Annotated in this window: 11 protein-coding genes; 8 read left to right on the top strand and 3 right to left on the bottom strand. The window is 45.8% G+C overall.

Going from position 1 to position 12,198, the window contains the following annotated elements; genetic code table 11:
- The 5 genes from ABL924_RS16295 to ABL924_RS16275 form a co-directional block, all read left to right on the top strand.
- The coding region (locus ABL924_RS16295) for a DUF3570 domain-containing protein (protein WP_349028158.1) at positions 1–2,693 on the top strand (2,693 nt) is incomplete at its 5' end.
- A gap of 604 nt (positions 2,694–3,297) precedes the next feature.
- Positions 3,298–3,771 (top strand): hypothetical protein, encoded by a 474-nt coding sequence (locus tag ABL924_RS16290; RefSeq protein WP_349028157.1) that lies wholly within the window; start codon positions 3,298–3,300, stop codon positions 3,769–3,771.
- Between the two features lie 22 nt (positions 3,772–3,793).
- A complete protein-coding gene (locus tag ABL924_RS16285) occupies positions 3,794–4,261 on the top strand; it encodes a PAS domain-containing protein (RefSeq protein ID WP_349028156.1) in 468 nt (155 codons plus the stop codon).
- Positions 4,262–4,340: 79 nt separating this feature from the next.
- Positions 4,341–5,168 (top strand): sterol desaturase family protein, encoded by an 828-nt coding sequence (locus tag ABL924_RS16280; protein ID WP_349028155.1) that lies wholly within the window; start codon positions 4,341–4,343, stop codon positions 5,166–5,168.
- A gap of 98 nt (positions 5,169–5,266) precedes the next feature.
- Positions 5,267–5,650 carry a hypothetical protein gene (locus tag ABL924_RS16275; protein WP_349028154.1) on the top strand — a complete coding sequence of 128 codons (384 nt, stop codon included), beginning with the start codon at positions 5,267–5,269 and terminating at the stop codon, positions 5,648–5,650.
- 195 nt (positions 5,651–5,845) lie between these two features.
- On the opposite strand, the gene ABL924_RS16270 is transcribed toward ABL924_RS16275, so the two are convergent.
- The 3 genes from ABL924_RS16270 to ABL924_RS16260 form a co-directional block, all read right to left on the bottom strand.
- Positions 5,846–6,751, bottom strand: coding sequence for an HTTM domain-containing protein (locus ABL924_RS16270; RefSeq protein ID WP_349028153.1), 906 nt, complete (start codon positions 6,749–6,751; stop codon positions 5,846–5,848).
- Position 6,752: 1 nt separating this feature from the next.
- Positions 6,753–7,346, bottom strand: coding sequence for a hypothetical protein (locus tag ABL924_RS16265; RefSeq protein ID WP_349028152.1), 594 nt, complete (start codon positions 7,344–7,346; stop codon positions 6,753–6,755).
- Positions 7,347–7,508: 162 nt separating this feature from the next.
- Positions 7,509–8,198, bottom strand: a complete 690-nt coding sequence (locus ABL924_RS16260; protein WP_349028151.1) for a DUF2490 domain-containing protein — start codon at positions 8,196–8,198, stop codon at positions 7,509–7,511.
- A gap of 167 nt (positions 8,199–8,365) precedes the next feature.
- On the opposite strand from ABL924_RS16260, the gene ABL924_RS16255 reads away from it, so the two are divergent.
- The 3 genes from ABL924_RS16255 to tsaB all read left to right on the top strand — a co-directional run bounded on the left by ABL924_RS16255 (position 8,366) and on the right by tsaB (position 11,763).
- Complete coding sequence (locus ABL924_RS16255) at positions 8,366–8,917, top strand: glutathione peroxidase (RefSeq protein ID WP_349028150.1); 552 nt, start codon at positions 8,366–8,368, stop codon at positions 8,915–8,917.
- Positions 8,918–9,148: 231 nt separating this feature from the next.
- A complete protein-coding gene (locus ABL924_RS16250) occupies positions 9,149–11,083 on the top strand; it encodes an ATP-dependent DNA helicase (RefSeq protein WP_349028149.1) in 1,935 nt (644 codons plus the stop codon).
- Positions 11,080–11,763 (top strand): tRNA (adenosine(37)-N6)-threonylcarbamoyltransferase complex dimerization subunit type 1 TsaB, encoded by a 684-nt coding sequence (tsaB, locus tag ABL924_RS16245; RefSeq protein WP_349028148.1) that lies wholly within the window; start codon positions 11,080–11,082, stop codon positions 11,761–11,763. The genes ABL924_RS16250 and tsaB overlap by 4 nt, the downstream gene beginning before the upstream one ends.
- Positions 11,764–12,198 lie beyond the last annotated feature (435 nt).

Below are 12,198 nucleotides of genomic sequence, written 5' to 3'. Positions count from 1 at the left end.
TGCCCGGTTTATTCCAGCCCCCCGCCCACGCCGCCGAAGAAGACACCATCGACTTCCAGTACAGCCACTACCAGGAAGGCAGGCGCGAAGGTGTTAATAGATTGCTCACACATCAAATTACCGGAATCCAAAGTAAATACCCCGTACCCAACAACCGCAACCCAATCGAAGTAGACAGCTTGCACGGCGGCGCCCGGATTACCCTGACCGACCGCATCAAGTTCGCCTTTAACTATACCGAAGACACATGGTCGGGTGCCACGCCCATCGGCAGCGCGCCAGAACAGTCCGGCGCCAATCGCGTTAACCGTAGATTCGGAGACGATGGTTCGCCCATCCTGACTGGGGCGTCACCGTACGCATCTGCAGGCACTTTTCTGGATAGTAAAGGCAATCCTGCTTATTTTGTTTCTGATCCGGTCACCGGGGAAGCGTCCCTCTTAAGGGACCGGACAGTGCATGTGCTGTCCTACGCCTCACCGGAAACCCGCAAACAAGGCGATTTTAAGCTGAGTTATGAATGGGACGAAGCGGCGCTGGATATCGGTGGCGGTATCTCGACGGAACGGGATTATGAGTCGCGCTTTGTTAACCTGGGCGGGCGTATGGATTTCAACCAGAAGCAAACCACGATTAACCTGGGAGGCAGTTACACCAATAGTGCGATTAGCGCGGTTCTGGAACCTAATGGCGACGACTGGTTTAATTCACTCGCTTACAAAGGTCAAATTGATCACAACAATACCACCGACTTAAATACTTTGCAGGGCAACCGTGAAGACTGGTCTAGCCACCTAGGTCTGACCCAGGTGCTGGGCAAGAATGCGTTGGCAGAATTGGGTATGGGTTATACCCGCAGTACGGGTTTTATGGAAAACCCCTATAAGTTAAGCTGGTTTTTTGGTGTAGACCCCAATGATCCTAATCAGCAGAATTTGCCCCCAGGCATTCGCTTTGGTAGAGGAAGTGCCTTTATCGAACAACGCCCGGATACGCGCAACCAGTTGAACTGGAAGGCGAGATTGGTGCGGCATGTGGAATCGTTGGGTGCTGCGTTGCATTTTGATTACCAGTTTGCCCATGATGATTGGGGCATTAATGCCCATACCTTTGCCGCCGACTGGGTGCAACCATTGGGTTATGGTTGGACGGTGACGCCCAGGGTGCGTTATTACTCACAAGATGCGGCAGATTTTTACAAGCCTTTCTTCGTAACCAGCACAACTTTGAATCCAGATGACGGCATTTATCAATTCGACCTCCCCGAAAACTTTTCCAGTGACCAACGATTATCGGGCTATGGCGCCTTGAGCGGCGGGGTTACGGTCATCAAAGAGTTTGCCAAGGGCATACGCCTGGAAACTGGATTTGAATACTACACCCACCAAGGCAGCCTTAAATTGGGCAGTGGCGGCGAGAAAGCCTTTGCCAATTTTGATTATTGGGTCGCCAATGCCGCGCTTAAAGTCAATTTGTCTGCCGTAGGACAAGGAGGTGGCGCGGGCGATGACCACCCTGCAAGCCATCATGACCACCCTAATGTACCCGCTGGCGTATTGTTTGGACACACCCTGGACAAGGCCGGGGATATGATGGTCGGCTACCGCTATATGCAAAACCTACAAGGCGGAGATTTGCTGCATAACACTAATGCTATCAGTGAACAGCAGGTTATTGCTAACGGTTGCCCAGGAACAGATGGTTGCATCTTGTTTCCAAAGGAAATGACCATGAGTATGCACATGCTCGACCTGATGGTTGCCCCCACCGATTGGCTGACTCTGATGCTGATGCCACAATTTATGGATATGGGCATGTCTTTGTATCGACCGCCCAGCCTGCCACCTCCCGATCATGGCGGTCAAGCAGGGCACACACATGGGGCTCATGGACATGAAACTGGCGGTATCGGCGACACCGGACTGTACGCGATGGTCAAATTATTCGATACGCCCCACCATCATCTGCATATCAGTTTAGGGGGCAGCGCACCTACCGGAGACGTTGGCATCAAGCTAAGGGATGCAGGCACTAAAAACCTGGACGGCGGCTTTATCCACTACGGTATGCAGCTTGGCAGCGGCACTTGGGATTTCAAGCCCAGCCTGACTTATACCGGCAAGGCCAATGATTTATCGTGGGGCGTGCAAGTCGGAGGCATCAAACGCCTGGAAGACCGTAATAAATCCGGCTATGTTTTGGGCGACCTGTTTGAAACCAGCGTCTGGGGCGGCTACAGCCTGACCCACTGGCTATCCGCCTCAGTACGCGCGGCCTACACTAGGCAGGGTGGCATCAAGGGCGAGTATCCGCGTGGACATCAATATCAAACCAGTGGACTCTACTTCTGCCCTATAGGGGATTTTACCCGTGCTGATGATCTGAACGAGGATGGAGTGGACGATGGTTCGCCTTACTTTCATCAAGCGGAATATGACACCTGCCTTGCTAACTTAGCGTTCGAGAAAGATCGGCTCGATGGCCAAGACCGACCTTCGCCCATGGATGCCCCCACCAATTACGGCGGTCAATATGTAGACATCGGCTTCGGCCTGAGCGCCACCGTACCCAGCGGCGCTTTGGCAGGCAACAAACTCAGCTTCGAATGGCTGCAACCCGTGTACACCGATGTCAACGGCTATCAACTCGACCGCGACGGGGCGTTGAGTTTTACTTGGGCTTATGGGTTTTGATATGAGTGCATTGCTCAAGGCGGAAAGTAGGCTTAATTTTGTTGCGCTTTATTGAGTCTACTACTGCAATTAGTTTTGTACCCTTCTCAAAAAATACCCCTGCCAGCGGGTATCACATGATTTTATTTCATTTTGCATGTGATGTGGCTGGATGGCGACCGCCGGCTTGTGTTGCCATAATAGAAACAACAACCGGGGCTGCGGGACGGGGCCACTTCCTTATCCCAGTTGCCGTAGCAAGCAGTATCCGGTTGGGTTTACACAACCCAACCGGGCGTTATTGAGGACAAAACAAATAAGCCAAGCTTGTAAGGGCTAATCAATGTCCATCGTATTATACCAATCCCAATAAGTTGTTATTTGAATTCCCTCATCCTAACCTTCTCCCGCTGGAGAAGGGATAATGTGTGAACTGATTGGAATTGGTATTAGAACCCATAACAAATATCAATCCCCAAAAGTTGTTATGGGGATTTTTAGAGATCCCCTAAATTTGATATATTTTCTGATTTGCAATTTCCCCTAAAGTGGATACATTGAGTTTGACAGTGTATGACCTAACTTAGGCCAAGGCAGGCCACTTACCTTGACAGGAGAATGCTTCATGTATCCTTTCGACATTTCCCGACCAGTAATGGGCAAGGCCAGTATCGAAATCAACAAACCAGTAACCTATGTATTTTGTTTCGTAGGCAAACATTTCTTTGATAATTATCCTAAATGGGCCGTTGAAGTTTCGGAATTTAAACCGCTGACTGGGACGGACATTTTTGTAGGCGCCAGAGCACAGCAAACCCGTATTGAACAAGGACAGAAAATAGAATCAATATTCGAAGTGTCCGAATTTGAGATGTTTAAAAAAATGACCTTGATAGGTGTAGACGCACAGTTTAGGAATACTTACCACTTTCTTGGTCGCGATGACCAGGATTTAACAGAATTGGAATTTTCTTTTGAGCTTCTCGAATTGGAACTTTTCATGCGTCCATTTGAGAAGTTGATCCGCATGTCCATCGAAGAAGGTGCTGAAAATACTGTGGAAAATATCAAAAATTTATTAGCTGACGGTTGTCAGTAACTGACCGAATAGGAGTTTGTATATGAGTTTTGTTGTTGAGAAAGATAATGGCTTAATACCGCAAATTCTATCATCAATACTTGATGAATGTGTTAACGGGGTAACGCTTGCGGATCCAGACTTAGAAGGGATGCCGATTGTATATGCCAATAAAGCATTTGAAAGATTAACGGGCTATTCCCAAGAAGATATTATTGGTTACAATTGTCGGTTTCTACAAGGGCCAGATCGAGAGCAAGAGGCCAGATTCCAGCTTGCAGAGGCCATCAAAAACCATAAACCCATAGAAGTTACACTCAGAAATTATCGAAAAGATGGTGCGTTGTTTTTTAATCATTTGAAAATTACCCCGCTATTTGACCGTAAAGGTAGGGTTATTTATTATCTAGGCGTACAGTATGACATCACCTATCAGGAAAACGCCAAAAATGAGATCAGTGAGCTTACCCGTTTATTGAACGATACCTTGTCCCCTGGTGCTGATTTTTAGTTGATTGAGCTGTTATTGATTCTGACATAGGGTCTAAACTTCATATTAGCTTTGTAACTTACAAAATAGGTAACTGACCATGCAAAACGACCCAGCCAGTATGCTTCCGAGTCAAATATTGTTTGGTATCGCAATACTTGGCTTTATCGCCTTAGTGGTCATGGAAAAACTCAAGCCTTATCGCCGCTTCACCAACAAAATAGATAAGGCTTCTTTCATAACCAACACGGCAACCTTCGTATTCAATAACGTCATTCTGACTGCACTTAGGGCAACTTCGCTGTTCTTTGTGGCGCAACAATTTTCGTCGTATGGTCTGTTAAGTGGTATGGGGAATAATAATCCTGTCAAATGGCTATTCGCCTTTCTGCTATATGATTTAGCGATCTATGCTTGGCATGTTGCCAGCCATAAATACGAGTTCCTTTGGCGATTTCACAAGGTGCATCATAGCGACAAAAGTTTTAATACGTCTACGGGTTTTCGTTTTCATGTTTTTGACCTGTTCTTAGAAATCCCGTACAAATGCCTGTTTGTTGTCCTTATCGGGGTTGATGCTTACTTGGTGCTTGCAATTGAAACTATCCAGTTGTTTTTTATATTCTTTCACCATTCCAATTTGACTTTCGACAATGAAAAGCAATTGTCGGAAGTCATCATTACGCCTTCCCTGCACCGCACTCATCACTCGACATTGCGTGTTGAACACGACAGTAATTACGGCATCGTCTTGGCATTTTGGGACAAACTGTTCGATACGCGCAAGGAAGTTGTTCCCGAAAAAATTGGTTTGGATATCATCGTAGCGGATAACTTCTTGCAACTTTTCTTTCTGGCTTTTATTACCGAACGGCATATTAGAAAGATATTGCAGATTATTCCCAGAGGCCGGAAATCTCAAGGTTAACAGGCACTGATTTGACACCTGTTTGACAATTGGTCGAAATCAGTTAACGTGTATAGCGTACACACAAAACCACTATAACAACACGATGAGGCATAAAAATGAAACAAACGAATTGCTTATGGGTTTTTGCTTTAATGATTTTTACCAGTACTTGCTGGGCGTACGGCGGCGGTAGCAGTAGCTCAAAAGCCTGTGACAAACCCAAATTTACTGATTTTACTCCAGCGGAAAATGCCCAAGTTGCAGCGGGTTCAGATTTTTCTTTCATTGCATCCAAGAATACCTATCCGACGACCATTAAGGTCGCGGTAAAAGGCGAAGCCGCTACTGTAAAAGTCGATAAAAAAAGTGACAGTACTTTTGCCGTCAGCGGCAAACTACCTGCAACTGCAAAAGGCGGTTTTGCCAGAATTGCAATTAATGCCGATGCACAAAGCAATTGTAAGGGTTCTGGCGGTTGGTTAGTTAAAGTTGCTGAGTGATTTAGTTATTAAGCTCAATTTAATTTCACCTTGAAGGACTCCCTCTCCGTCTGGGAGAGGGCTAGGGCTAGGGTGAGGGTTGTAAACGCTTGATTTTAAATCCCTCATCCCAACCTTCTCCCAGAGGGAGAAGGAGCTTTTTAAATTTTAAGAGATTCAAATGGAACACAAAATTTGGCGCAATACGCTGAACTGCTATTGCGCCTTACTCAATAAACCGAAATATTTCAGCAGCTTCTGCTCAAAACGAAGAAAACTGCTGTTGGCTATCAACACCAAATACAAAGCCGACATGATGATAGCAAACCAGCGTAGGTTCATGGTTAGCAGCAAGCTAATATGAAATAAGATGCCAATCAGAATGCTTAATTTTCGCGTGTTTGTGTTGAGCAACAAAAGCGGAAACAGCAGCTCCCACCATCTGATAAACCCAGCAAGTCCTGCCAATAATCCTGTCAGCATCGGTTTGTCGATGATTTCCCAGCCATCCCAGCGCGAATACTGCGGATGGATCAAAACATACTGCAATATCGTGCCATCCAGCCATTCCTGACTATGAAACTTAACCCAACCGGACACAAAATAGATTAATGCTATCTGAAATTGCATTAGCCGTAACGGCCAGATGGCGACAGTTTGCGGCTTGCTGTGTAAAAAAGCATCAATTGACCAGCAATTTCCGCACGGCGACAACATCAAGTAAAAGCACATTACCTTAAGCACCGCGTCATCGCCATCCAATAACAGTGGATTGCGATTCCACAGGGAAACCCACACCAGCCAAGTGATACAAGTGGCTAACCGGCTTTGCCAGCCTATCATCATCAAGAAAGCGGTAATTATGCCCGAGATGACGATTGCATAAGCCAGCGTTGCAGCATGACCATCTGCCTGTAAGAAAAACAGCGACCAACTTCCCCCATTTTGCATCGCTATTTGCTGAATATCGCCCAACCAACCTGAGCCGCTAAACTGCGCTTCCATATATGGCAACAATTGGATGAAATAAACAAGAGACAAGCCACCAAAAGCAATCCGCAATGCGGCATATTGCCTTGAATCTATCGGCTTAAACCAAAACTTGTCCCACGCGTTGTGCATTTTATCGATTATCAAACAAGAGCTTATCCATGCGGTAACCTGCACTGGGCAAGTCTCTAAGTTCGGGATGCAGTTCAAACTGGTGCTTAACTAACTGGGCAGGTGCATTTTCAGAATTTTTTTTACGATGATGCGTTTGATAATATTGCGTAAATTTTTGCAAAAATAACGGTTCTTCCAGATTAACAAGATTTTCAGTCAGCCGATACAACCGGCTACGATCACTACCAAAGCGTTTGAAACCCTTAATATTTTTGTCAAGATTGCTGAACAAAGGTTTGCCTTTGCAGCTAATTTTTTCCTGCTCAGAATCGGTAATAATGCCATCGCAAACCGACAAGTATTGATGAAATCTGGGGCTTTGCGGAGCAAAAAAATCCCAGTACTGTTGGCTACCAGTAACATCCATATAGCCATTCAACAGTGCAGTAACGCGAGGGCTTTCATCCAGTATTAACCATTTAAGCAACTTAGTTTCAATAGTGTTTTGCTCATTGCTTGCCAGCACCATTTCGCCAAAACTGTGGGGTAATGTCCACCAGAAAATGGCGACCATATGCAATAAGCAGAAAACGGGGATTAGTTGTTTTTTCAAAAGCTACTTAAAATGGAGTGAGCCTGAGACAGGGAATAATACTATTGTGAATGCAAATCTAGGTTTGCACGCCTATTATGTAATTAATATCAACAACATGAAAATTGTAAGGCTAATTTCCAGCGATTTTATTTTGTTTTCGCCGTCTCAGGAGTATGTGCCTTAAAACTTAACATTCACATTCGTCAACCAGACATGGTTGAACAAATCTTGTTTGACGTAGTTATTTACATATTGCAGTTGATAGCCGGTGTCGACATTGATATGCGGCGTTATTTTATAACCGACCCCCACATAAGAGCGGTTTTGGTTTATACCCTGTTGTACAGAACCCTCACGTGGGCTGTAATTCAAGTCATTGAAATAGATGAACAACTCGTCGAACGCAATCAGGTAGGCTTTCGTGCCTGGAATGGAGTGCTGGAATCGAAACCGTTGACGCAAACGGTGCGCCACGTCGGCATCGGCGAAGAACCGTTGCTCCACCCGGAAACGGTATTGGAAATTCAAGTCGGGCGTAAGGTCATGTACCCATTGCAACTGCTCTACGATGTCGTTGGTAGCGTTATCAAATTCATCATCATGGCCTTTGGTGTATTCACCTTGCCAGGTATAGCCCAGCCACAATGACAGTTCTTTGGCCAGCTTATAGCCAACTAACGGCCTGATGATAAATTGCTGGAAATCGCCGCTATCAAGTTTAAAACGTGGTGCCAATTCCATAAATGCCAAGTATTTACTGCCACCAAAATCGGTTTGATAGGTATTGCTGATCCACGTACCCCAGTCATCACTGGCGCGAGTGCCAGACGAAAACATTAGCAAAATGGATAGTGCCACCATTTTTTTCATTATTATTCCGAATCGACTTTTATAGAAGGCGGAATTTTATCAAACTTAGAGCTTTCAAGTTGGTTTTGAGCATGGACTTTGCATTTTCGGGTCACATAACACGGGTTGTGTTTCCTGAATTGGCGGATACACTAAATCCATAAATAAGTTAGTTAAAAGGAGTTGTTATGTCGTATCAATTAATTTCTACACTTACGCTAGTTTCAATGTTGGCTATTTCTATGCCCCTAAAAGCTGGGCAATGTCCCGAATACTTAAACCAACACATCCAAAAGCTACATTCCGCAAAAACCCTTAATATTTGCGAGGCGTATGCGGGAAAACCTCTTTTGATTGTCAACACCGCCAGCCATTGTGGTTTTACACCGCAATTCAGTGGGCTTGAAAAGCTGTACAAGCAATACAAAGATAAGGGACTGGTGGTATTGGGGTTTGCCAGCAATGATTTCAATCAAGAAGCTAAAGATGAGCAAGAAATTTCCAATGTTTGCTTTATTAATTATGGCGTTACCTTTGATATGTTTGCGCCGATCAAGGTAACTGGAGAATCTGCACACCCTTTATTCAAAGCCTTGGCTGCACAAACAAGAGAACCCGCCTGGAACTTCAACAAATATTTGGTGAATGCGGACGGTAAGGTCGTGCAATATTTCGACAGCCAGGTCACGCCCAACTCCCCTGCTATGAAACAGGCAATTGAACAACTTTTAGCCCATTAATCCTGATCTCATCTTGGCCTCATCCTGATCTTCGCTCTGTATTTTCTTAAAGGGCGAAGACCCAATATCTAAGCGTTAATTGTGTTGCAGATAGTTTTATATTGTCGTTAGCCTAGCTTGAAAATCGCCAGCCCCATGTTACCTTAAAATCCGGTTAGAATAAGCACCTCTGATTCCGCCATGTACACTCTGCATGGTTACTGTCCTTTTTTATCCGAGCAAAATCCTTAAGTGACCGAATTAAAGTCTTTTTTTAGTGGCGATGGCGCATTAGCCGATGTTTTGGAAGGCTACCAGCCCCGGGAAGCTCAAACTGAAATGGCGGAAGCCATTGCTAACGCAATTGATGAAAACCATAATTTAATTGCAGAAGCCGGAACGGGTACAGGCAAGACCTTTGCGTATTTGTTGCCTGCTATTTTATCAGGCAAAAAAGTGGTCATTTCGACTGGCACCAAAAACTTGCAGGATCAGCTTTTCAATAAGGATTTGCCGATTATCCGTAAAGCCCTTAAAACGCCGTTTGTCGCTGCACTGTTGAAAGGCAGGAGCAATTATTTATGCAAGTATCGACTGCAAAATTCACTGGATTCAAGCTTAGGTTTCAATAAGGAAGAAGCCGCAGCATTAACAAAGATTAAGTCGTGGTCCAAGCGCACTAAAATTGGCGACATTGCGGAAATGGCTGAACTTACCGAGGGCGATCCGGCCTGGTATTTGGCGACCTCCACCGTGGATAATTGCCTGGGCCAGGATTGCCCAGAATACAGTGAATGCTTTCTGATGAAAGCCCGAAAAAAAGCCCAGGAGTGCGATTTATTGGTCGTCAATCACCATTTGTTATGTGCGGATTGGTCTATCCGCGAGAGTGGTTTTGGTGAATTATTGCCTCACGCCGAGGTGGTTATTGTCGATGAAGCACACCAACTGGCGGAAACTGCATCCAACTTTCTCGGTATCCACATCGGCGGTAAGCAATTAATTGATCTGGCTAAAGATAGCTTAATCGAATATTTCAAAGATGCCACCGACCTGCCAGAATTACGCACTGCTTGCGAAGATTTGGAACATGAAGTGAAAGACTTACGCTTAGCGTTTGGGCTTGAGCTTAAACGTGGTGAATGGAAGGAGGTCAAAAATAACCCAAAGGTAATGGCTGGCCTGAATACCGTCAAGGAACAGTTGCAACGCTTGTGTGGGCAACTGAAACTGGCATCGGTCAAAACCAAGGAACTGGATTTATGTTACAAACGGGCTGAGGAAATATCCCAACAATTACAGGATATTGTTGATGATAAATCAGGCCAGTGGATACGCTGGTACGAAACGCACCGGAAAACCTTTACCTTAAGCCGCACCCCACTCGACATTGCCAAAGAATTTAAGGCGTTCATGCAGCAACATAAGGCAACGTGGATTTTTACCTCGGCGACCTTGAGTGTGGCGGATAAGTTCGACTATTTCGCCAACAATCTGGGCTTAAGCGATACCTATGGCAAACAATGGGGCAGCCCGTTCGATTACGCTAACCATTCCCTGTTTTATCATCCGAAAGGCTTGCCCAAGCCTGATGATGCCAATTTTATCCCAACTATCGTCGAATTTGTCATTCCGGTACTGGAGGCCAGCCGAGGCCGGGCGTTTTTTCTGTTTACCAGCCACCGTGCACTCAAACAGGCCGCAGAATTATTGGAAAACCGAATTGATTTCCCTTTACTTATTCAAGGCAGCAAGCCTAAAGCCCAGTTATTGGAGCAATTTAAGCGCATAGGCAATGCCGTGTTACTGGGGACGGCAAGTTTTTGGGAAGGCGTCGATGTTAGGGGTGAAGCCTTATCCTGCGTAATCATCGACAAACTGCCATTTTCATCCCCAGGTGATCCGGTACTTAAGGCTCGCTTGGATGCCATCACCGAACACGGCGGCAATCCATTCTTTGAGCATCAACTGCCCACCGCAGTCATCGCCTTACGACAAGGCATAGGCCGACTGATTCGCGATGAAACCGACCGTGGCGTGTTGATGGTGTGCGATCCACGCTTGTTAAAACGTTCTTATGGTCAACAGTTTTTGGACAGCGTGCCAGCAATGAAGCGCACTCGTGATATAGAGGATGTCCGAGCCTTTTTTCAAACAGATGAGGTCATCCAAGAGGAAGCATCATGAAATTGCTGGCCGTAGAAACCACAACCGAAGCTTGTTCCGCCGCCTTGATGATCGACGGGGAAATACACGAACGCTACGAGATGACTACCAATGGCCACAGCAAACTAATCTTGCCGATGATTGATTGGTTATTTGCTGATGCTTGCTTACAACCCTCCAATCTTGATTGTTTGGCGTTTGGTTGCGGCCCCGGTTCTTTTACGGGCGTACGAATAGCAACGGGCATTATCCAAGGCATCGCGTTTGCGCTCGGCCTACCCGTAGTACCCGTGTCCAATTTAGCCGCAGTCGCGCAGGATTTTTTCGACCATAACAACGAAAACCTTGCTTTCGTGGCAATGGATGCAAGGATGAATGAGATTTACTGGGGCGTTTATCAGCGCAATGCTTTAGGTTATGCCGAATTATTAGGAAAAGAAGCCGTATTACCAGCATACGACATTGAATTCCCCGAACTGTCTGGGGTGGGTATCGGCTCAGGTTGGAAACCCTATCATCAGGAATTAACAACCCGTTTATCCCACCACCTCATCCGTCATGAAGCCGACAACCTCCCCAGAGCCAGGGCAGTCGTACGGTTAGGTCTTGAAGGCTTTAAACAAGGCGTAGCGGTTGCTGCTGAATACGCCATGCCAGTTTATTTGCGGGATAAGGTCGCTAAGAAGGAGTCAGAACAATGATAAATGACTTATCGTAAGTCAGTATTGTCCGGTAATTTAATCAAATAGACTCAATTGGTTAGCTTCTTCTGGCAAGTTGCCATTGTATTCAGTATTAGTAGCCGATTGATATAGATGCAGCTTTCCAGTGCTTGTCCACTATATCTTGTTTCAGCCAGATGTCATTGAAGAAAACTCCAAATACAAATTATACCAATCCCAATAAGTTGTTATTTGAAACCCCTCATCCTAACCTTCTCCCACTGGAGAAGGGATAACTTGTGAACTTATTGGGATTGGTATTACACAATCGCCGATCAGCTTTTCATAAGGCGGTGGATTTTGAAATGGATTTTCTGCGACGACCCCCGCGTAGCCGTAGGGGCCGGGCGTGTTGACGGAGTTGGAGCGCGAGCGGAAGCGTAGTCAACATGCAAGGCCATCCGACACGGCGTC

It is taken from the genome of Methyloglobulus sp. (assembly GCF_040079455.1).
Lineage (GTDB): Bacteria > Pseudomonadota > Gammaproteobacteria > Methylococcales > Methylomonadaceae > Methyloglobulus.
The sequence above is the reverse complement of the archived record's forward strand: the minus strand, read 5'-3'. Positions and strand labels throughout refer to the sequence as shown.

What these genes read in the sequence shown, in the direction of transcription:
- ABL924_RS16290 (WP_349028157.1), top strand. Translation starts at nt 3,298, where the DNA reads ATGTATCCTTTCGACATTTCCCGACCAGTAATGGGCAAGGCCAGTATC.
- ABL924_RS16285 (WP_349028156.1), top strand. Translation starts at nt 3,794, where the DNA reads ATGAGTTTTGTTGTTGAGAAAGATAATGGCTTAATACCGCAAATTCTA.
- ABL924_RS16280 (WP_349028155.1), top strand. Translation starts at nt 4,341, where the DNA reads ATGCAAAACGACCCAGCCAGTATGCTTCCGAGTCAAATATTGTTTGGT.
- ABL924_RS16275 (WP_349028154.1), top strand. Translation starts at nt 5,267, where the DNA reads ATGAAACAAACGAATTGCTTATGGGTTTTTGCTTTAATGATTTTTACC.
- ABL924_RS16270 (WP_349028153.1), bottom strand. Translation starts at nt 6,751, where the DNA reads ATGCACAACGCGTGGGACAAGTTTTGGTTTAAGCCGATAGATTCAAGG.
- ABL924_RS16260 (WP_349028151.1), bottom strand. Translation starts at nt 8,198, where the DNA reads ATGAAAAAAATGGTGGCACTATCCATTTTGCTAATGTTTTCGTCTGGC.
- ABL924_RS16255 (WP_349028150.1), top strand. Translation starts at nt 8,366, where the DNA reads ATGTCGTATCAATTAATTTCTACACTTACGCTAGTTTCAATGTTGGCT.
- tsaB (WP_349028148.1), top strand. Translation starts at nt 11,080, where the DNA reads ATGAAATTGCTGGCCGTAGAAACCACAACCGAAGCTTGTTCCGCCGCC.